This window comes from Zoogloea dura, assembly GCF_012927165.1.
GTDB classification, from domain to species: Bacteria; Pseudomonadota; Gammaproteobacteria; order Burkholderiales; family Rhodocyclaceae; genus Zoogloea; species Zoogloea dura.
In genome coordinates this window covers 348,426-370,358 of sequence record NZ_JABBGA010000001.1, presented here as the reverse complement: position 1 = coordinate 370,358, position 21,933 = coordinate 348,426, and the positions used below count along the sequence as shown (strand labels likewise).

Here is a 21,933-nt window from a genome sequence, read left to right as displayed (position 1 = left end):
TCAAAATGAGATTATATGGACTTGGTTCGTTACTTGAGATGGATGGCATGCATACTTATCCCGAAAGCCTGTGGGTACTGACGCATAGCATGGATGGCTTCGTGCCTGAGCTCTTGTTTAGTGTGACTTAAGTCACGACCATTTTCGATGGATCTGTGTATGTTAGGCCCTCTGCCGAGCTAACAGCGGCAAGACACCCAAACTCAAAAGAAAACCGCATCACAGTTACGGAGATTTTCATCGGGTAGTTAAAACCCGTGGAATTCGGTCGTAACGCCACGAGCTGCACTCCAAAGCTCATTCACAGTACGTGTTTCGTAGGACTTCCCCTGCGCGTTAAGTTTTATGGGTGTGCTCTATAGCCTAACACGCAAGTCTGAATGATCGTTGTAGTGCCCCAAAAGTTAGGCATTCGGATCGCCGAGTGTCAAGCAGTGGAGGTGCGGTATGTCCTGCAGTACAAGAGCTTTTATCCGACTTCCCCGTTTGTGTACCATCACGGGCCTCTCTCGTTCGTCCATTTATCTGCGGCTAGGTTCTGGAAAGTACTCCGATCCAGAGTTCCCTCGTCCAGTGTCACTGTCCCCAACTGGCAAAGGCGCAGTGGCGTGGGACCTAGATGAAGTTGTCTCCTGGATGGAGAAACGTCTCGGTAGAAGAGGATCTAGTCCCGATCCGATCCTTGGCCCGACGGCTGCAGAGGGATAACTCTACATTTACAAGAAAAGCAAAGTCTGCGGAATCTGTCGAGAGTCCGACTCCTTAAGTCTCGACAGATTCCGAGGATCTGTCACGTCTTTTGCTATGGATTAAATATTATCTAGTCCAGTTCAGAATAGACGCAGTGCATAAATACAGCTGACGAAAGACGATAGATTGTTTTCCTTGATTGCAAGTAAGTGACTATGCCTAAGTAATATATAAAGCAAGTGCCTTGAGATAGCAGTGATACGGGGGGTGGTTGAGTCGTGATGATATCGAATTGTCGATATGCGCTTTTCGCTCTATCTGAGTGCGTACCGCATTGACTAGAATTTATGATTGAAGGATTTGAAATGGATCTGAAATATCCAATTTCAGAAGATGATTTAAGAAAATCCATGGTGGTTGCGTTGAGCTATGTGCAAGTCGACGCTAGTGGATCGAATAATTGCGTTCTGAGAAGCCAATATCTGAACGATATTCAAATTGATATGCTCGTTATGGCCTACGCGATAGGTAATTTATTAATTGATAGAAAGACGAATGAGCATGGAAATCTGAGTGTTAATGATGCTAATGATCAAGTTTATGACCTTGTCTATGCATTGTTAAAAATGAGAATTGGGTCAGGAAAGAGCATTTCAAGAGTCTTGATGAGGGTGCTCCCTTTTTTCAGCTTGGTGGAATCTGTAAGTCAGCGAATGGGAGTAGGGTTGGTTGGGGTGTCTGGAGTTTCAACAAGAATTGTCACAGATCTGGGGCTTAAGGAAGGAGATTTAGTTAAAGGCGTGGTGCACCGGGTTTTTGAAGAGTCCAAGTCGATTCCTACTTCCTTGAAGGCCTATCGACGCCGAATCTCAGGAAGCCTTAAGGCTGTACACAGATTCGTTAACGTCGTTGAGACTCAATGGCCCTTGTCTGTTGTTGTTAGGTTGGATCATGTTCGAGTCTTGCCAAAGATCTCAAGTGCTCGCGACATTGAGATTGATGTCGATCGGTTTGTCGAAGATCTGCGATGCATTGATGTGAGTCAGGATCTGTTGGGGTTTGCGTATAACGTAGATTTTCTACCAGAAATGGGAAATAGGTTGCATGGCATATACTTTGTTAGGCCGGACTGCTCTTTCTTGGATGTTAGGTCTTTAATCGCTCGTGCGTGGAGTGACTCGACAAAATTCGGATTCACCTCGCCATATGAACTGAGACATCAGAGTGAATTGGGAGAGTCTGGAGAAGGGGTGTTGGCTGACGTCAAGCATGATCTGCTACAGCGTGTCGTTGAAATGGCTTCGGTTGATGAGGTTTTTTACAAGAGAGATAGATCCTCTGCCGGGTTTAAGGTGTGTGGAATTAATGCATCTTTTTCGAAGAGTGAGAAGTTCGAGCTTTTTGAGGTGAAATTGTGAGTCCGATTGATAAATCAATATCTGATGATGCGAACTACTGTAAAGAAATCGGTGCGCTGATAGCGGATTCGGACGCTGTTGCTTCCTTGAGTTTAGATAGAGACTCTCTGGTTCGCATTTTGAAAGATATCGGTCAGTTTGTACTGATATCACTTCGCGATGATTCTTTGCCTTTTGTTCCTAAAGCTATCTCAGGGGGTAAGCAAGGTGCTGACGCATCAAGGTTGGCAAAAGTATATGCACCTAGATTGCCCATAATGATTCAAGTGGCAAGTCATTTGACTTCGGAGAATGAGTACGAAGTTCTTGTTGAGGTGTTCTGCAAGTGCGCTAGAGAGTTGAATGAAGTTTCTCTCCGGCACATTCTTTCTTCAGCCGCCTGGTATGGAAGGCGATCGTTGTCTAGCACGAAAGAGTCACTGCAATGTGACGAGATTTTCAACGAATTTGTCGATAGGGTTCGAGTTGTAGGGAGCTCTTGTCGTGCATTAGAGCGTCATAAGGAGGTCAAGCGCGATGCTGAATCGAGATACCGAGAATATGTCTTGTATTTGTTGGCGTTAATGATGCATTGCGGTCGCATTGTTGTGCTTCGACTTGATTTGGGGTATCGAAAAGACGCAAAACTGGATGCTAGTATGGATACGCTCAATGATGACGTTGCTCGCCTGCTCCATAACCGACGGTCGAACAAGATATTTCGAGGCTTACTGGGCTATGTGATAAAGATGGAGTGGGGTGTGGAAAGAGGAGCGCATGCGCATGCGTTGATTATTCTTAATGCGATGCATCGAGACGGTCGAAAGCACTCTTATTTGGCTGAAAGTATAGGAAAATATTGGAAAGAGGTTATAGCTAAAGATCGCGGCGTATTTCATAACTGCAACCAAAATGAGTCTGCTTATGAAAGATTCGGGAAAAATGGAATTGGTCTGATTGATCTGGTGGATGGAGATAAGTTTATGAATCTTGTCAAATACGTCCTCCCGTATCTGTGCAAGAGCTCGTCGGTTGCTAGGCCGAAAGCGAATCCAGCTATGAGAGTGATTCGACGGGGCCTGCTCCCGAAAGAATGCAAAAGCACGGCACCTAAGTTTAGAAACAAGGTGCGCGTAGAGCTTTCAGATGCACTAAGAAATAGCATCCAGAAATTTCTTGATCCTGTCAAAGATCATCCGCTGATGACCAAGAGAAAGTACTGCATGGTCGATCGAGGAAGCCGTAGGTAACATTTGTGAAAGACAGATTGATTTTTGCTATGAGTTGTGGTTTTATCTCGTATGAGTAATGAGTCTTGATTGATAAGTTTTTACTTATTCCCTGATAGGTATTCATATGCGCGATATTGCGGTTATACAGTCTGAAGTTGATGATCTCGAGAAGCAGCTGGGCGTTTTGATGCATGATCTGGATCAGAAAAAAGCTGAGTTAAAAAAAGCTAAAGACGATGCCTCAGCGCAGGCTTTGAAAAGAATAGTTGATGAGTTGAATGGACTCGGTTTTAGTAAAGAGGAGCTTGCAAATGCGCTGGGGATGACTGTAAAGCCCAATTCTGGTATTTCAAAAAAAGTACGCGGTGAGCGTGGATCTGCTGAGGCTAAAGTCAAGGGTAACCCGAAGTACCAGAACCCTGACGATCATGATCAGACTTGGACTGGCATGGGGCGGCAACCAGGGTGGATTAAAGCTCATCTCCAAAGTGGTGGGTCTCTAGAGAGTTTATTGATAAAGTCGTGAAGCATGCACGATTAACAGGCATCCTGGCTGTTTGACAATAAGTTAGTTTGAACGGCTCTGTTACTATACTGCTTGCGTCGTGGATATTTGCGCAGATGGAGTTTTGAGGGGAAATGTTACGTTTCGATCAGTGCCCACAGATCGTCGTCAACAATTGCTTTGGCCATGTCCTTTGCTCAAAGAAACAAGGCCAAGGTTAACCAAATCAGGCCTGTGTGAACAGGGGGGAATGGCTATTTTTTGTTAGGGCTTCTTTGCGTCGCGATTTGGCTCTTCAACTCCTGTTCTCGCGCTTGAGATGCTTGAAGAGCCTGTAGGCGGTGTTCGTATTCTTTGCAGCTGATCCATATTGACCTTCTCCATCCGTTGGGTGTGGACGACATGGTACCCGTATCGATCGTCGGGCAGGTGTGGGCCGCGAAGGCTCGCGTCAGACCATCGGTCAAGTTTCACACTGATGCATCGTCATCATGGATGATGTAGCCTTGGTGATATGCCTGCGTAACACTAGGAAAACGAATGATGCTCGAAGTGCGCATGTCAGTAGGCCTTGGGGTTCGGTTGCGTGTCCTTTCCGTCGACCCGAACGTCGCTGATCTGCTTGGCTATGGCGTTGACGACCTAGTTTGTGGCTCGGTGCACCTATGTCGTTTGATACATCCTGACGACTCGGATATCGTTCAGCAGATGTTTCATCCTGGTCCCACCTCGGCACCTCAATCGACCAATATCCGGATTCGACACTTGGATGGGCGTATCCGCTGCATACGGGCAGAATATTCACGCTGCACGTCTCACAGTGGTGGCGTCGAGCTGCATTTGTTGCTCCAAGATGCGAAAAGTCTGCCACGCACGATGCCGGACGCCGCCAGCATTCCGACGCTTCGGGCGATGCTCGAGAACACCGATGATTTCATCTACTTCAAGGACCGGAACCATGTGTTCACCGGAGCCAGCCAGACTTTAGTTTCTCTGTGTGAGCCGGTCTCGCATTGGACCGACTTCATCGGAAAGACAGACTACGACGTTTTTCCTGAAGCCTATGCTGACATTTATTACCGCCTGGAGAAGACGGTTTTCAATGGCTGTGATAGTGCTCAGGATATCCAGCAGACCCTGACCCGGGACGGTAAGCGGGGTTGGGTGGATAACCGCAAGTACCCCATCCACGACGATGCTGGTGTTCTCATCGGCCTGTACGGCGTTGCGCGAGACATCACCGAGATCAAGCAGGCACAGGCCAACCTGGAGCACTACAGCGATCAACTGGAAGAGCAGGTACAGCAACGCACTATAGAGCTCAGCGCGATCTTCGACGCAGCGCCCATCGGCATCGTGCTTCTACGAGACAGGGTCGTGCTGAAGTGCAATCGTGCGTTCGAGAGCTTGTTCGGCTGTGCGGAAGGTGAGTTGATTGGGCAGTCGACGAGGGATTGGTACAAGAGCGCCGACGAATTCATGGCGGCGGGAGAGCATGTCTATGGATCCTTGCAAGGTGGAGTTACCGTTCATCGTGAACAGGAACTGCTCCGCAAGGACGGCACCCGCTTCCTCGCACATATCTCGATTCGTCTTCTGGTGCCCACCGATCCCTATGGTGCGGCTCTGGCCACCATCGCGGACATCACGCAAGAGCGCGCGATCGCCTGCGAGCAAAAGGCCGTCTTCGATGCGGCGACGGTGGGTATCATCCTGAGCCGCGATCAGCTCATCGTCCATTGCAATCAGACCATGGAAGAGCTGTTTGGCTATGAATCGGGAGAGTTGTCGGGCAAAGCCACGAGCATCCTGTACCCGGACCCGCTCATTCATGCAGAGGTTAATCAGAAGCTGACCGCCGCGCTTACCGAGACAGGCTACCTCTCAGAAGAGCGCCAGCTCGTGCGCAAAGATGGAAGCACTTTTTGGTGCCGCATGAGTGTGAGAGCCTTGTATCCCAACCATCCTGAAAGAGGTTTTGCGGGTACTTTTGAAGACGTTAGTGTTGAACGTCGGGCATTAGAAGAAATGGCCAGTGCTCGCAATATCGCTGAGGATGCAGCAAGCACAAAGGCCGCCTTTCTCGCGAACATGTCTCACGAGATTCGTACTCCGATGAATGCCGTGATCGGCATGACTCACTTAGCAATAAAGGCCAATCCTCCACCAAAGGTTCTTGAGTACCTGGAAAAAATCAGTGGGGCCAGTCAGCACTTGCTCTCTGTCATTAACGATATACTCGATTACAGTAAGCTCGACGCTGGAAAAACTATCCTTGAACATGATAATTTTTCTTTGCAGAAGGTTATCGATGACCTTTCGTCTATTTTCGGCGAAAAAGCGGCGGGTAAAGGACTGGAGTTCGTTGTTAACATCAAACCTGATGTCCCGCTTCAACTGGTTGGAGATGTATTTCGCCTTGAACAGGTCTTGATTAACTTGATCGGTAATGCGATCAAGTTCACTGAAACTGGTTACGTTGAGCTTATTGTATCAGTAGAGGAGAGATCAGCGGAGTGGTGCATTTTTAAGTTCTCTGTTTGCGACAGCGGAATTGGAATTTCCGAGACACAGCAGCAAACACTTTTCAAGAGCTTTCACCAGGCGGATACGTCAACAACCCGGCGCTTCGGCGGTAGTGGGCTAGGTCTTGCCATCGCGCTGGGACTAGCTCGCCTAATGTGCGGTGATATCACTGTCGAGAGTCTACCTGGGCACGGTTCCGTGTTTAACTTTACCGCTCGGCTTGACGTAGGGGAGAATCGTGAGAGCGAGTTTTTGGACCACCCGGATTTGCGCGTTTTGCGTACCCTAATCGTGGATGACAACACCCATGCACGTGAGGTTCTTGAGGAGATGTCGTGCAATATGGGTTTTAGTACCCGGTCTGTTGCTACAGGTGAGGATGCGCTGGCGGAAATTCAGAGAGCGGAGCTGGCAGGCAAGCCTTATCACCTGATAGTCCTTGATTGGAAGATGCCGGACATGGATGGGATTCAGGTCGCTCACGAGATTCCTGCAATGCTTGGTCACGAAGCTCCGGCGACCATCATCGTAACGGCCTACGACCGAGACGAAGTTACTAGCGTTGCTGCAAAGGAAGGGGTCAAGGAAGTTCTGACCAAACCCGTCACAGCGTCTACGTTGTTTAACGCTGTGATGCATCAATTTGGAAGGGTGTCGGAATCCCCGTCTGTATCCGCTGTTGGTGCGGAGATTACTGGAGTGGCCGCGGAGTTTCTAGGCAGGAGAGTGCTGGTTGCGGAAGACAACGAGCTGAGCCAGGAGGTGGCGAAAGGGTTGCTGACTTCTTTGGGCATTGATGTTGACATCGCTTCCGACGGTGCATGTGCCGTCGAAATGGTTCAACAGGCCACCTATGACCTGGTCTTCATGGACATGCAAATGCCGGTAGTGGATGGATTGGCAGCAACCAGGATGATCAGAGCCATCGAACGTTTGAAGAGTCTTCCCATCATAGCAATGACAGCAAATGTCATGGCTTCGGATCGACAGCACTGTATTGAAGCTGGGATGAACGATCATATCGGCAAGCCCATCGACCCTTTGAAGCTCAATGCGATGCTGAGAAAGTGGCTGGTGGGGCAGGTGCCATCGCATGTGTCCGATGAGTCTAAAGAGACTGTACCAGATGGCTCTTCGATCGAAGAATGTGCTCCGCAAGCTCATCTCGATTATCAAAGAGGTCTACGTCAAGTTTCGAACAATGAAGAGTTGTATTACCAAGTAATAGAACATTTCGTTTTCAGACACGCCGGCGCAGTTGAGCAGATCATTGCCGCCGTGCGAAGCGAAGATTGGAAGGGCGCCAGATTTCTATCTCACAATCTCAAGGGGACCTCATCACAGATTGGTGCGACGTCTTTGAGAAAATTCGCTGAACGCCTACAGAATCTCACTGAATTCGAACAGGCAGGTGAAGAGCTTGAAACTACGCTACAGGGTGCTCGACAGGAGTTACTCGAAGTTATTCGAGAAGCGCATATATTTCTCAGTCAAGCATGACTCTAAAATGAGAACTAAATACTGAGCACCAACTTAGGGAGATTACTTGAAATAGGGAGACAAAACGCAACCCTTGCCAGCATGTTTAGCCCGATACATCCAATGATCGGCTTCTTTGAGTAGAGCAGCTGGCGATTGCTCCTCTCCAGGGATATGGACAACCACACCAATACTTGCGCCGACTTGCACTTCGTGATTGTTGTACTTCCAGGAAGCAGAAATTGCTTCCAAGATTTTTTCAGCAACGCGTAAAGCGTCTGGATAGCCTGCTATCAATCCTTCAAGTACTACAGCAAATTCGTCACCGGCAAAGCGTACCGCGCTGTCTGTCTGGCGAATGCATTTTTTGATTTCCGTCGCAACCCGACAAAGCACTCTGTCACCCGCCTCATGACCGAAGCTGTCGTTAACCTCCTTGAATCCATCCAAGTCTAGGAAGAGCAATCCTAGATGTTTCCCACTGCGGTCTGCTCTTGCTATTGCCCGAGGGAGCATCTCTGCCAAGGCCCTGCGATTGTACAAGCCCGTCAAGGCATCCTGACGGGCCTCATGTTCCCGACGAATCTCAGCATCTTTCCGTTCGGTGATGTCGTGCAAAAAGGCGCTATAGATAATCTGGCCGTCGATATCCAGAGCTTTGATCCGGGCTTCGACCGTCAGAGTTGATCCATCCTTGCGTCTGGCTGGGATCTCAAGGCGCTGATCCAGCATGCGGGTCAGCCCGCCAGCGCGATACCGGCTTACGCCCGAGCGATGCATTTCGGCCATGCTCAGTGGAACGATGAGGTCTTCCAGGGGACGCCCGATGGCCTCGCCCATCTGCCAGCCAAAGATGTTCTCGGCCTCACGGTTCCATGCGGTGACTAGGCCCGCCTGATCCAGGGCGATATACGCATCGTACGCATTTTCGAGTACCGTCCTTAGTTCCGCCTCGCGCTTGCGAAGCTGCCGTTCGGAGTCCCGCTGTTGGTCGATCGCCTTGATCAATCGCCCGTTGCTTTCCAGCAACTCCGCAGTCCGTGCCTCAACCTTGCTCTCCAGACCGCGCTGCAGCGCAATCAGCCTTTCCTCCGCGACCTTTTGGGAATCGATGTCCTTGACAATGGACACAAAATACTCTATCCGACCCGCGTCGTCGGTCTTCTTGGTGACACCCAGATCGATCCAGACCGGCCGCCCATCCTTTCTCAGGTATCGCTTCTCCATGTGATAGTGATCGATCTTGTCATCGATCAACTGCCCCAATAGCAGCAAATCCGTGCTCAGGTCGTCTGGATGGGTGATGTCCTGGAAGGTAAGCCCCATCAGCTCGTCAGCCCGGTACCCAACGATCTTGCAAAGCGCGTCATTCACACTGATCCAGGCGCCGTTCGCCGCAACAATTGCAATGCCAACCGAAGCCAGCTCGAACATCGAACGATAATGGGCCTCGTTGGCCCTGGCCACATCCCGCGAGCGCTCAAGGCGATCACTCGTCGATGAAAGACGCTCTCTCAGCCGGATCTCGTTGCTGACAAGCGCGGCGAGATCACACAAGGTGTCCAACTCTTCCTGAGACAGGTTATGCGGCTTACTGTCGATGGCACACAGCGTACCGAGCCTGTGGCCCGAAGACGACCTGATTGGAGCGCCAGCGTAAAAGCGGATGTTCGGCGCATCCATTACCAGCCTGTTGTCCGCAAATCTAGGGTCCAGCTGAGCGTCGGGAACGACGAGCGGACTATCCTGCAGGATGGTGTGAGCGCAGAATGCGTGATCTCGGTGGGTCTCCCGCACATCCAGTCCCACTTTCGACTTGAACCACTGTCGGCTTTCATCCACCAGTGAAACCAGCGTGATGGGCACCTGCAGAGACCGCGCGAGAAGCTTGGTTATGCGGTCGAATTCCGGTTCGGGCGGCGTGTCCAGCAAATCGAGGCTGCGCAAAGCGGCTAGCCGTTGCTGTTCATTGGGAAGGAGCGGCGCGATCATGTGCAAGGCTGTAATCGATAGAAGCCATCTTGGCTAAGAGTAGGTTACTGGTGCCATGAAAATCACGAATTTTTTCCTGGATCTGTGATTAATTCAATACGTGTAGGCACATCGTGCGTCTCGCCGGTACTGAAGGTGCCATTCTGCTGAATGGATCGATTGTAAGCCGCAGGTAGATCCGTGACGGTGTGACTTGACGCCACTGAAATTTTCTTGAAATGAGCCAGGAGCCGTTCGACGGCCATGATTGAGGACTGATAGCTTCTGGTGTCTTTGTGTTCGAGTTTTATAATATACCGCTCGAACGGGGAAAGCTCATGTTCAACGCAAAATTGAAGGCCAGAATCGCTGAACTCGAGAAGGTTTTCGCCGAGCTGTCTGCAATCAGTGCTGCGGTGGATCAGTCAACTGCTGTCGTCGAGATGAGCCTTGATGGGGTAGTCATCGCAGTAAACAAGAACTTCTGCGATTTGATGGGCTTCCAGCACGATGAAATTGTAGGGGAGAAGCATGCCAACCTGTGTGACTCGGAGTATGTTCTTTCGGAAAGCTATCGGCTTTTTTGGCAGGAACTACGAGTCGGCAAGTTCTTCCGAGGTCGGGTCAAGCGTCGTCACCGAACGGGCCGGATCGTCTGGTTGGAGGTGACCTACAATCCAATCAGGGATACCAAAGGTGCGATCACGAAAATCATTAAGTTCGCGTCGGATATTACGTCAAGCGTTGAAGAGTCCGCACGGGTACAGGCGCTGGTCGAGGCTATTGAGCGCTCCATGGCCGTTGTTGAACTTCGTCCGGATGGAACGGTACTTAGGGCCAACCACAACTTTTTGAGCGTAATGCAATACCCAGAGCGCGAGATTGTCGGGCAGCACCACAGGATGTTCTGCGATCCTGAGTATTCAAAAAGCGCTGAATACGACGCATTTTGGCGAGAGCTAAAAGCCGGGAGATTCGTGAGCGGACAGTTCTGTCGGATCAACAAGTCGGGTGAGAAAGTGTGGCTTGAGGCGAGCTACAATCCCGTTATGGGTTTAGACGGAAAAGTAGAGCGTATAGTCAAGACCGCAGTTGATGTAACACAGAAATTCCTACGAAATGAAGCGGAGAGAGAAAGCGCCGAAATGGCATCAGCGGCTGCGGTTGAAACTGAGCAGATTTCCGGAGAAGGTGAGGCCGTAATCTTGGAAACTGTGTCGAAAATTCAATCTATCGCCAATGATGTTGAGCGCGCAGCCGCGGAGGTATTTGCACTTGGTCAGCGCACCAACAGCATTTCCTCCATCACAAATACGATCAAGGAGATTGCAGACCAAACTAATCTCCTGGCCTTGAATGCTGCGATCGAAGCGGCACGTGCCGGGGAGTCTGGTCGTGGATTTGCCGTTGTTGCGGATGAGGTTCGACGTCTCGCGGAGCGAACGGCTAGTTCGACGGCCGAAATTACGAGATGGTCAACTCCATTCAAAGTGAAAGTCGAAAAGTAACCGAGAACATGAAAAGTGGTCTGGCGCAGGTCACGGAAGGGGGCGCGCTCGCGAACGCAGCAGGAAGCATAATAATGCATATTCGAAACGATGCCCGACGCGTTGTAGCAGCGGTTCAGGCGATTTCTATTGAAATTGAAAAGAATTGATTCTAATGAAGATAATTGGTTTCTCGAGTTCTAATGTATTCGGCTGGATCTGATTCAGAATGTCTTTTTGCTGATAGCTTTGAATCCCCTGGATATCATGAATTTTAGCTCCCTGTCATTGAAAAAGCGCTTCTGGATCGTTTTATTGATTGTCTTTGCTCCGATGCTCACGTTGGTAGTTTACGACTATTACGCGGAGCGTCAGGCGTCGATAGATCGGATCGAGACGCAAGCCAAGCTAATGATGTCCAGCTTGCGAGTCGAGCAAGAAGCGGCTGCGCGACAGGTCAAGCAGTTGCTATCCATCATGGCTAAAGCTAACGAAATGCGAGACCTGGATCATGCTGAATGCAACGAGTTAGCGAGCCGTCTGAATGCTTCTGCTGAAAATTTTTCAAATATTGGTGCAGTTAGTTCGCAGGGTGATGTTTTTTGCAGTTCTTTAGGAGTTAAGTCCCCTATTAATGTGCAGGATCGAGCGTGGTTTCAAGAAGTTAAAGCAATCCATGGCGTAACCCACGGTCAATTTCTAGTTGGAAAGATGTCCGGATTGCCAGTGGTTACGTTTGGCTTTCCTATTCGTGATTCTTCGGGAAAATTTATTGCAGCGGTTTTTGCTTCGAGTGGCATTTCGTGGTTTGATAATTTGACGGCTCGATACGATTTGCCAGAGAATTGGTCGAGCAACTTGTTTGCCGCGTCTGGTGAAGTGATTTCACGATATCCAAATCCCGAGAAGTGGCGAAACAGGCAATTGCTAGAGGAAAGCAAGAGTCGCCTGAAGGACGCGTTGGAAAAGCAGAAAAGCCGAGTCGTTATGGTGGGGTTAGACGGCCAGGAACGACTATTTATACTTGAGCCGCTCGAGATTGCAAATAAGCAACTCATTGCTAGTGTTTCTGCTCCCATCGGCATGATAATGCATGACATTGAACGTACGTTCTTGTTGCGTTTAGTTTTGCTTTTGGGAGTATTTGGTCTTTCTCTCAATCTTGCCTATCGATTGCTATTTAGGCCATTGAAGGTATGGCTTGATAGTATCAATAGCGCCGCAGAGAAAGCCGGCTCTGGAGATTTGGGGGTACGGCTCGCGACTGTTAATATTCCCGACGAGTTTGCTAAGCTGAGTTCGTGCTTTAACAAAATGGTTGGTACTCTACAGTCTCAGGTTGAAGAGATTAAATTGAGTGAGGAGAGGTATCGCGCTCTTTTTCAGGGTAGTCGCTGTGTGATGGTGATCATCGACTCTGTCACGGGAGTCATAGCAGGCGCGAACAATGCAGCAGTGCGCTATTACGGCTGGAGTCTAGAGAAGATAACTCGCATGCATATATCGGAGATCAATATGTTGTCTCCAGATAAGATTTATGCGGAGATGCAGTTAGCAAGGCTTCAGAAACGCGACCATTTCCGTTTTCAGCATAGGCTCGCAGATGGCTCTGTGCGGGAAGTTGAGTTATTTAGCGGTCCGATTGAAATCGGTGGTCGAGACTTTCTTTATTCGATCGTTCATGACATTACAGAAAGAGTTCTTGTTGAGAACGAGATAAAGAAATTATCGATGGCCGTTGAGCAAAGTCCGGAAAGTGTCGTTATTACGAACTTGAATGCGGAAATTGAGTATGTTAATGACTCTTTTCTTCGGGCGACGGGTTACGATAGAGTAGATGTCATTGGAAAAAATCCACGTATTTTGCACTCTGGAAAAACTCCGCCTGAACGATATTTAGATCTTTGGAACGCATTGACGGAAGGACGTTCGTGGAAAGGTGAGTTTCACAATAAGCGTAAAGACGGTTCAGAGTATTTTGAGTTTGCAACTATCACGCCTGTTTCAGACTCTTCGGGGAGGGTTACTCATTACGTCGCTGTTAAAGAAGACATCACGGAACGTAAGCGCGTTGCGAGGGAGCTTGACGAGCATCGTCATCATCTTGAAGAGCTTGTGCAAGTTCGAACTACTGAACTTTATCAGGCTAAGCAGCAGGCGGAAGCAGCTAACAAAGCAAAGAGTGCTTTTCTCGCGAACATGTCTCACGAGATTCGAACGCCTATGAACGCAATTGTAGGCCTCACTCACTTGCTACGCGCGCAAGCTACACCGCTCCAGGCTGAAAGACTTCGTAAGATCGATGCCGCTGGTAAGCACTTGCTTTCAGTTATAAACGATATTCTTGATATGTCGAAGATTGAAGCCGGCAAGCTGCAATTGGAGCAAAGGGACTTCAATCTGTCTACTGTGCTCGATAACGTCAGCTCCATCCTCGGTGATGCCGCACACGCGAAAGGACTTTTTATTCGGATCGATACGGATTCGGTGCCGGTGTGGTTGCGAGGTGACGTCGTTCGACTTCGTCAGGCTATTCTCAACTACGCCAGTAATGCCATAAAGTTCACAGAGAAAGGTGGCATCACGCTTTCAGCGGAGCTCATTGAAGATGCAGGAGATGAGGTGATCGTTCGATTTTCGGTCAGTGATACCGGTATCGGTATAGATGCAGATAACCTATCTCGACTTTTTCAGTCATTTACTCAGGCTGACGTTTCCACCACTCGCCGCTACGGTGGTACTGGTCTCGGGCTATCTATTACCCGACATCTGGCCGAATTGATGGGTGGTGAAGCTGGTGCGGAGAGCACTCCAGGCAAAGGTAGCACATTCTGGTTCACCGCTCACCTTCTAAGAGGATATGGCGTCCTGCCTGAAAAGGAGAAGGATGAACAGATAAACGCGGAACAACGATTACGCGAATGTGGGGATGGCTACTGTCTGCTGCTTGCGGAGGATAATGCGGTTAATCGCGAAGTGGCGCTTGAATTACTTCATAGCGTTGGCTTGGTAGTTGATGTGGCAGAGGATGGCAGTGAAGCAATTGAGAGAGCTAGGGAGCGATATTACGATCTAGTGCTTATGGATGTCCAGATGCCCAGCGTTGATGGTTTAAAAGCTACTCGCGAAATTCGTGTATTGCCCGGCTGGGCTGAGATTCCGATTTTGGCGATGTCTGCCAATGCTTTTGATGATGATCTGAGATCAGCTCTTCAAGCAGGAATGAATGATTATGTCACCAAGCCGGTTGATCCCGAGCAGTTTTTTTCTACCCTTCTAAAGTGGCTAACCATTCGTAAGCACCCGGCAATCTTCTCTTGACCGTTCTTCTGCGGGTACTTGAAGAATAGACGCCCATGTGGTTGCACTAAATGATTCTCGGAGTGCGAAAAGTCTCGTCGGTCTCGATAAGGTGCGTTGTCGCCCAATCTATGAGAACTCGGCATAGGCCTTCACGATCAATCGTCCTTCCTATGGACGCCGAGACAAGAAGTTCGGTGATCTGCTCCCGGAAATGTTGGTGCTCCGCCCGATGCCAGGGCAGCGTTGGGTCTTTCCCTGCGGCAAGCACAGCTTCTTCAGTCGAAAAGAGTTCGTCTGCCGTCGCTGCCAGTCGATTGAGGCTCTCATGAAAGTCTTGGCTACTCAATCCGGCTACGTCATAAGCCTGAATAGTTTTGCGTGCCAGTACCAAAAGCACTTGGTGCAGGTAGTCAATGTTTGAGTTACCTGTTCTGAGATTGATATTCCACTCTGGAATCCGAATCATGACTTGTTTAGCTCTCTGTCGTTGTCGTTATTGGCTCGGTGGGAAGCGACACCTTCTACGCGTTGGGTCACCCGACCACCTACCGAGTAGGGGTTAGTCTATACCTCAAGTTATTCACGTCGCTATCTCCTTCAGCGACCACTGCAGCACCTTTATGCAGTTCCAACCGGATGGGGCGTATCTACCTGTGGGTAAAGCTGCACCGGGACAAAGCCGCCCATCGGCTCGGATGACGCCACACGTAACGGCAGACAGGACAACTCGGGCGGCTGGATGCCTTGCTCATGCATCCAGCGTCGCAACTGGTTGGCGTTGATTCCGTTCGCCAAGGCCACCCCGCTGACCGACGCGCTGTGCTTCGCACGCTTCGATCAGGGACTGCTTGAACGCTTCAGAATGGGTGCGACGGGTACGGCGCGGCGGGGTGAGGGTCATGGAAGTGTCCACTTCTAATGCGTAGTGGACACTATGGTTAGCGAGCTAAGCGGCTGGGGGGAAGTACGATCTCCGGGTGCATACAGGCGAAGTGCATGAGATAACAAAAAGGGACTGCCCAGCATTCTGAGCAGTCCCTATCCCCTCCAGCAGCAGGAATGCGATCATGTTGGTTGTCTTGGTGATGCTCTTCCTACTCTCCTCCGTATCTCTTGAGATGATAACACAGATGGATGGCTTTGTACGGGAAAACCCGTACAAGGGTCTCCCCAAGAACAAAAAAAAGCCTAGGCACACTGGGGCCTAGGCTTAATCCACACCAAAGGAGGAGGGTGGAGGAGACAGCTTTAATAATACTGTCATTGACACCGTTGTGAACTTGATTGTTTTTATACGTCGATAAAAACATCTTTGTCAAAATCGGGTGGTAACCGAGCGCCCACTTACCCAACTGTATAAGTTGCTCCTGCGCGTCCCATCTTGAAGGATGTGCCTAAAATGCGGATTACACCGTAGCGCGCGTCCGTGGTCGATCCCTATGTAGTTCCCAGGTGGACTATGTAACGGTCGGAGATTCCTTTCCCCTAGCTAAGTACAGTTGATAGCTACCCTTACCGGCGGATTTAACCCGGTAGAGAGTTTCGTCTGCATGGTGCAAAAGCTCATCTAGTGTGTGCCCATCTAGGGGGTACAGACTGATCCCGACGCTGGCAGACACATGGACCGACTCGCTACCATTGGCGTTTTCGAGGGTGATCGGATGCCGAATCGTCCTGATGATCCGGTCTACGTAGGTCAGTTGTCCGCCAGCGTGTTGCACTCCGTTGAAGAGGATGACAAATTCGTCACCACCAACACGCGCTACGGTGTCGGCAGCACGCAGTTCCTTGAGGATACGCTCTGCGGTGACTTGTAACACGTGGTCACCGGCAGCGTGACCAAAGTGATCATTAATCGGCTTGAACTCGTCGAGGTCTAAATAGCACAGCGCAAGGAGAGCGCCGTCTCGGTTTGCTTGAGCAACGGCTTGCTCGAAGCGGTCCTTGAGCAGTAAGCGGTTGGGTAGTCTTGTGAGCGCGTCGTGATGAGCCCAGTGCTCCATGGCATTCTGGCGCTGAATCAACCCTCCTACGCTAGAGAACACCGCGACGTAATGTCCAACGTCTCCGTTTGCGTCACGGACGGCGGAAAGTGTGAGCCATTCGGCAGTGATTTCCCCACTTGGGGTTCGACTCTGGATGGTGCCGCTCCAATGACCCGTACTACTCACCGTGCTCCACGCGACAGGAGCACCCTCATCATCACCGAGCCCAGATTTTAGGGCGCCGAGCGGCATGCCCAGCAAGACAGACCTCTCTATCTCACAACTCATGCAGAACGCTGGATTGGCGTCGATGATGTTTCCAGCGGCATCGACGATGCAGATGGACTCCAGCGTGTTATCGAACACACTACCTGCCAGTTGTAACTTGGCTTCCAACTTCTTGCGTGTTGCCAGTTCCTTGGCTAACTGCATTGTGCGGCTCGAGAGACGGTCATACATGGCTAGCACTGTCTCAATCAGTGCTCTCACCGCAGTGTTCATCGAATCACTGCTCTGCTGCTTGGCGTCTTCAGGCCGCTGACCACGCTGGATGGCGATTACCGCCTGAGCCATGCATCGATCGTTGTAGAGGATATGAAATGCGAGCCATTGGCACAGGAAACTGAGTATGCCGTCGATGGCCATGTCGTCTGACATGCCATCGTGGCTACTACGCAGGCGCATCACCTCCGCGATGAAGGTCTGATGCGTTCTGCGGTGTTCGATTTCCCAAGGATCGTCTGGCATAACTTCACGCCAGATGGCTTCTTCTGTGGCGAAGTGGTACTCGGCGTAGGCCGTGAGTTCATCGAAGATTTCATCTAACCCAGGTAGGTCGGCTTCGTAAGCCACATGACCGGCTAGTCGGTTGATCAGCTTCACCAGTTGTTGGTGCTGTACGTCGATCTCCGGGATTCCAGTCTCTAAATTCGCGCTCCAGGGGAATATTTCCACGGTGTTCATGCCAGCCCCTCTCCCTGTTTGCGAATTTTTACAAGATTAGCAAATTTTTGGCAGCCGCTTGCGTTATTGGCGATTTACGCATCTAGGATGTCTCTCGCCCGGTGAGCAAGCTGCTGCCAGTCTCCACTCAAGACTCGAAAGCATCTTCTGTACCCAGCCCGAAACGCAACAGGGACGCCTACTGTTCCGCCGCATTCCTCGAGACGTCCGACAACGCCAGCGATATTTAGTCGCGAAGTGGGTTCAGATGATGAAAAATACTCACCTGAACTTGATTCGTGGTGGGTTTAAGACTTGATAACATTGAAATTTTCCCCGCTGAGATACCTAGCCCAAGCATTCATCAGCTCTCGACGCTGCTCCAGTAGATCCGTCCGGTGGTAAGCGGCTTCAACTTTGTCTTTGATGGTGTGTGCTAGCGAGCGTTCGGCCAAGTCTCGAGAGTATCCCTGCTCACTGCACCAGTCCCGGAAGCTAGATCGAAACCCATGAGCAGTTGCGACTCGTCCAGGCGTGTCGCTGTGAGCTTTGAGTCGCCGAAGCAGGGAAGTGATGGCCATGTCCGAAAGTTCTACTCGATCGCGGACCGACGGGAAAACGAGTGTTTTGTGTTGATCTCTTTGCGCCTCAAGGATGGCGATAGCTCTTGGTGACAAGGGAACGCGATGAGTGATCTTCGCCTTCATCCGTTCTTCCGAGATCGTCCAGACCTTGTTCCTCAGATCGACCTCAGCCCAGGACATCCCACGTGCTTCGCCAGAGCGGCAAGCAGTCAAGATGATGAACTCCAGCAATGTGCGTGTCACCTCAGGTCGGTTGCCCGGCCTGAGGTGCTTTTGGATGAAGTCTGGAATGTCTCGCCACGGCATAGCCGGATGGTGTTGTGTCCGAATCGCCTTGCCAGGTTGTTGAGCTAGTAGGTGTCCTACGACGTCGACAGGATTCGACTGGCAGTGCCCATGAGCCCACCCCCAAGCCATCACCGCATGGATGCGTTGTTTGACTCGACTTGCCGTCTCCGCTTTAGTCAGCCAGATCGGTTTCAACACCTCTGCAACGTCGCCAGGCTGGATCTCGTTCAGTACCTTGCTACCCATTTTGGGAAAAACGTACTCCGTGAGCGTGTTGATCCACTGCATTCCATGTTTAGGGTTCTTCCATCCAGGTAGGAGATCCCTGTGAAGCGTCTCCGCAGCTATTTTGAAGGTCGGGATCGTGGGTGTGGCTTCAGTCTTGAGCTTGATCCTCTCCTCGAGTGGATCCTTACCCTCGGCGAGCTCGATGCGCATCGCAGATGCACGTTTTGCCACCTCTGCGATGCTGATCTCTGGGTAGGCTCCAAGTCCGGCGTTCCGACGCTTGCCTGTCACTGGGCTGACGTAGCGAAGCACCCACTTGCCGCGTCCCTTGCTTTGAGTGGCGTGGAGTGCAAGGCCAGTGATCCCGCCGTGGGGGATGGCGGGATCGTCCGGTTTGATGTTTCGGGCCTTGGTGTCGGTAATGATGGCCACGGGTGGCTCCTGAGTGGTGTGCCATCCAGTATGCCACGAAGGGCTGGCTTGAGCTGGTTGTTGTTGGATCTGCTTGGATATAGATTCATATAGATGTACAATAAATCAACAAGTTAATATTCACTCTTGGAATTTCTAGGACTTTGTTGGACAGTGTCAAGGCGGACTCACTCTCCGCCAAGACCTGTTTCAAGCAAAAAGCCCTGAGCAATCAGGGCTTTTTGCTTTTCCGGACAGCGCGCTGCGCTGTTGATCTCCCGACCAACGCGTGGCTCTGCTTCCAGACGCCATCACACGAACCGACATGGACGTTCCAGCAAGCTGCCCGGCGATGGATCTTCGCTTTGCCCGGACAATCAGTGCCAACAGGGTCTGGCTCGCGGCCGGCCGGCGGGTGAACCTGCAAGGTGCGGAATACCGGATCTTCGGCTTCATCCCCGAGACCTGCCTGGGGCAGGCGGCGCACTGGCGCCGGCGGCCCGGCGAGATCAGGGACGGTCTGGAGCAGGCCATGCTCAAGGAACACGGGCCTCGCCTGGAGCAGGCGCTCGAGTCGGCCATCGCGGAGATTGCCGCCTATCTGGATGCCTGCGTTACCGAAGGCCTCCAGCCCAATCTGCGCAAGCTGCGCGACGACTGGTCCGGCGGTGACCTGGACCTGGCCGGCGTGGGCAAGGGGCTGGCTCAGTCCCTCAATGACCTGCGCGCCAAGCGGCGCCACCGGGACCTGGCGGCGCAGATCGGGCGCAGCCTCAAGCTCTCCGATTATCCCGATACCTTTCCGGCCCGGCGGCGGCGGCGCAAGCTGATCGCGGTGCTGGGGCCGACCAACTCCGGCAAGACCCACGATGCCTTCGAACGCCTGGCGACGGTGTCCTCGGGCGTCTACCTGGGCCCCTTGCGCCTGCTGGCCCTGGAGGCCTTCACCCGCCTGAATGAAGAGTTCGGCGTCAGCGCCTCGCTGATCACCGGCGAAGAGCGCCGCCTGGTCGAAGGCAGCCGGGTCACCGCCTCGACGATCGAGATGCTCGATCCGTCCGAGGAACTGGAGGTGGCGGTCATCGACGAGATCCAGATGCTCAGCGATCCCGACCGGGGCTGGGCATGGACCCAGGCGGTGGTCGGGGCCAATGCGGCGGAGGTCTGGCTGGTGGGGGCTCTCTCGGCCGAGCCGGCCATCGTGGCTCTGGCGGCCCGCCTGGGCCTGCCCCTGGAGATCCGCCGCAAGACGCGCAAGCATCCGCTGGTGGTTGGCCAGCCGCTGGCCGGCGAGCCTGCCGGCGCGCTGCGCAGGGCGCGGCCGGGTGACGCCTTCATCGTCTTCTCCCGGCGTGATGCACTGAACCTGCGCGATGACCTGCTGGCCCTGGGCAAGTCGGTCGCCTGCATCTACGGCGCCCTGTCGCCCGAGGTGCGCGAGCGTGAGGCGCGGCGCTTTGCCGAAGGCGGGGCGGACATCCTGGTGGCCACCGACGCCATCGGCATGGGCCTGAACCTGCCGATCCAGCGGGTGGTGTTCACCGCCATCCAGAAGTACGACGGGGTGACGCGGGACACCTTGCCGCCCTCGCTGCTGCAGCAGATCGGCGGCCGGGCAGGGCGCTTCGGGCACCAGGAGGAGGAGGGCGTGGTGGCCGGGCTGACTCCGGCCGAGCACGCCGTGGTGACCTCGCTGATGAAGGCGCCTCAGCCCTTCCTGGAGACCCAGGGTTTCCAGATAACGGCTGGCAGCGCCTATCTTGAGCAGATCGCCCGCATGTCGGGTGACAGCCGCCTCGAGGCCCTCCTGTCCCTGTTCCAGTTGCATGCGGATTGCGGCGATGGCTTCTTCAAGCCCCATGTGCCGGAAGAGCAGCTGGCCCGCGCCGCGCAGCTGGATTGCATGAAGAACCTGTCGCTGCAGCTCAAGCATGTGTTCTCGATGGCGCCCATGGCGTCCCAGAACGAGACCATCGACGGCGTGTGGCGCGGCTGGGCCTATGCAGCCCACCAGGGCAAGCGCATCCGCCTGGATTTCCTGCCGCCTTCACCGCAGCGGGCCTCCCTCGAGGAGGCCGAGATCACGGTGCGCCTGCTGGCCGCCTATCGCTGGTTCGGCTACCGCCTGCCGGAGTTGTTTGTTGACTATGACCTGGCCGAGGAACACCTGGCGCCGTGGATCGGTGTGGTGGATGGCCACCTGCGCAGCCGCTACCGGCAGGGGGTGGGTGGCGGGCGCAAGGGTGTGCCGAGCTGGTACTGGCCGGTCAGGCGCTGAGCGGGAGTAACGCAGACATGGAAATTGTTGCTGTCATCGACTTCGAGACAACCGGCCTGTCGCCCGCCCAGGGCGACCGTGCAACCGAAATCGCGGCGGTGATCGTGGAGGATGGGAAGGTCGTGGATCGCTACCAGAGCCTGATGAACGCCGGTGTCCGGATCCCGTCCTTCATCGAATCGCTGACCGGCATCTCCGACGCGATGATCCGCCAGGCGCCGCCGGCAGCAGAAGTCATGCAGGCCGTCTCGGATTTTGTGGGCGACCTGCCGCTGGTTGCCCACAACGCCTCCTTCGACTGCAAGTTCTGGGATGCGGAGCTGGCGCGCATCCAGCGTGGTCGTCAGAAGGACTTCATCTGCTCGCTGCTGTTGTCGCGGCGCATCTTCCCCCAGGCGCCGAGCCACAAGCTGTCGGCCCTGATCGAGTATGCGAGGCTCCCCGTCGCAGGCCGTTACCACCGCGCGCTGGCCGATGCCGAGATGGCGGCAAGCCTGCTGCTCAGGCTCGAGGAAGAGCTGCAGCAGCGCCATGGCGTGACCGAAGTGTCCCCTGACTTTCTGCGCCAGATTCAGCGGGTGCCCAAGAACCAGCTGGCGAAGTGCATCGCCAGCCGGCGTCGCTGAT

14 protein-coding genes are annotated in these 21,933 nt (G+C 52.6%); 9 read left to right on the top strand and 5 right to left on the bottom strand.

Features of this window, described 5'->3' with window-relative positions; translation table 11 throughout:
• Nucleotides 1–447: 447 nt before the first annotated feature.
• The 5 genes from HHL15_RS01610 (at nucleotide 448) to HHL15_RS01590 (ending at nucleotide 7,850) form a co-directional block, all read left to right on the top strand.
• On the top strand, nucleotides 448–708 hold the full coding sequence (locus HHL15_RS01610) for a helix-turn-helix transcriptional regulator (protein WP_169144058.1): 261 nt from the start codon (nucleotides 448–450) through the stop codon (nucleotides 706–708).
• 347 nt (nucleotides 709–1,055) lie between these two features.
• Nucleotides 1,056–2,108 carry a hypothetical protein gene (locus HHL15_RS01605; protein ID WP_169144057.1) on the top strand — a complete coding sequence of 351 codons (1,053 nt, stop codon included), beginning with the start codon at nucleotides 1,056–1,058 and terminating at the stop codon, nucleotides 2,106–2,108.
• On the top strand, nucleotides 2,105–3,337 hold the full coding sequence (locus tag HHL15_RS26860; RefSeq protein WP_169144056.1) for a YagK/YfjJ domain-containing protein: 1,233 nt from the start codon (nucleotides 2,105–2,107) through the stop codon (nucleotides 3,335–3,337). Before HHL15_RS01605 ends, HHL15_RS26860 begins: the two co-directional genes overlap by 4 nt.
• A gap of 106 nt (nucleotides 3,338–3,443) precedes the next feature.
• Nucleotides 3,444–3,845, top strand: coding sequence for an H-NS histone family protein (locus HHL15_RS01595; protein WP_206198527.1), 402 nt, complete (start codon nucleotides 3,444–3,446; stop codon nucleotides 3,843–3,845).
• A 519-nt stretch (nucleotides 3,846–4,364) separates the two neighbouring features.
• Entirely contained in the window at nucleotides 4,365–7,850 is a 3,486-nt protein-coding gene (locus HHL15_RS01590; protein WP_169144055.1) for a PAS domain-containing hybrid sensor histidine kinase/response regulator, read from the top strand.
• A 42-nt stretch (nucleotides 7,851–7,892) separates the two neighbouring features.
• Here the strand turns inward: HHL15_RS01590 and HHL15_RS01585 are convergent, their stop codons facing one another.
• Nucleotides 7,893–9,821, bottom strand: coding sequence for a sensor domain-containing diguanylate cyclase (locus HHL15_RS01585; protein ID WP_169144054.1), 1,929 nt, complete (start codon nucleotides 9,819–9,821; stop codon nucleotides 7,893–7,895).
• A 317-nt stretch (nucleotides 9,822–10,138) separates the two neighbouring features.
• Here HHL15_RS01585 and HHL15_RS01580 point away from each other — a divergent pair, with 317 nt between their 5' ends.
• Both HHL15_RS01580 and HHL15_RS01575 read left to right on the top strand, forming a co-directional pair.
• Nucleotides 10,139–11,308: a methyl-accepting chemotaxis protein gene (locus HHL15_RS01580; protein ID WP_169144053.1), complete on the top strand. Its 1,170-nt coding sequence runs from the start codon at nucleotides 10,139–10,141 to the stop codon at nucleotides 11,306–11,308.
• A gap of 246 nt (nucleotides 11,309–11,554) precedes the next feature.
• Nucleotides 11,555–14,608 carry a PAS domain S-box protein gene (locus tag HHL15_RS01575; protein WP_206198526.1) on the top strand — a complete coding sequence of 1,018 codons (3,054 nt, stop codon included), beginning with the start codon at nucleotides 11,555–11,557 and terminating at the stop codon, nucleotides 14,606–14,608.
• Nucleotides 14,609–14,654: 46 nt separating this feature from the next.
• On the opposite strand, the gene HHL15_RS01570 is transcribed toward HHL15_RS01575, so the two are convergent.
• From HHL15_RS01570 to HHL15_RS26855, 4 genes are all read right to left on the bottom strand, one after another.
• The gene (locus tag HHL15_RS01570; RefSeq protein WP_169144052.1) at nucleotides 14,655–15,056 is read right to left on the bottom strand and encodes a bacteriohemerythrin; all 402 of its coding nucleotides are present in this window, start codon (nucleotides 15,054–15,056) and stop codon (nucleotides 14,655–14,657) included.
• A gap of 282 nt (nucleotides 15,057–15,338) precedes the next feature.
• Nucleotides 15,339–15,491, bottom strand: coding sequence for a hypothetical protein (locus tag HHL15_RS01565; RefSeq protein WP_169144051.1), 153 nt, complete (start codon nucleotides 15,489–15,491; stop codon nucleotides 15,339–15,341).
• Nucleotides 15,492–16,047: 556 nt separating this feature from the next.
• Complete coding sequence (locus HHL15_RS01560; RefSeq protein ID WP_169144050.1) at nucleotides 16,048–17,538, bottom strand: diguanylate cyclase domain-containing protein; 1,491 nt, start codon at nucleotides 17,536–17,538, stop codon at nucleotides 16,048–16,050.
• Nucleotides 17,539–17,825: 287 nt separating this feature from the next.
• Nucleotides 17,826–19,049 (bottom strand): tyrosine-type recombinase/integrase, encoded by a 1,224-nt coding sequence (locus tag HHL15_RS26855; RefSeq protein WP_169144049.1) that lies wholly within the window; start codon nucleotides 19,047–19,049, stop codon nucleotides 17,826–17,828.
• Between the two features lie 304 nt (nucleotides 19,050–19,353).
• Here HHL15_RS26855 and HHL15_RS01550 point away from each other — a divergent pair, with 304 nt between their 5' ends.
• Nucleotides 19,354–21,306 (top strand): helicase-related protein, encoded by a 1,953-nt coding sequence (locus tag HHL15_RS01550; RefSeq protein ID WP_169144048.1) that lies wholly within the window; start codon nucleotides 19,354–19,356, stop codon nucleotides 21,304–21,306.
• Nucleotides 21,307–21,323: 17 nt separating this feature from the next.
• Nucleotides 21,324–21,932 carry a 3'-5' exonuclease gene (locus tag HHL15_RS01545; protein ID WP_169144047.1) on the top strand — a complete coding sequence of 203 codons (609 nt, stop codon included), beginning with the start codon at nucleotides 21,324–21,326 and terminating at the stop codon, nucleotides 21,930–21,932.
• Nucleotide 21,933 lies beyond the last annotated feature (1 nt).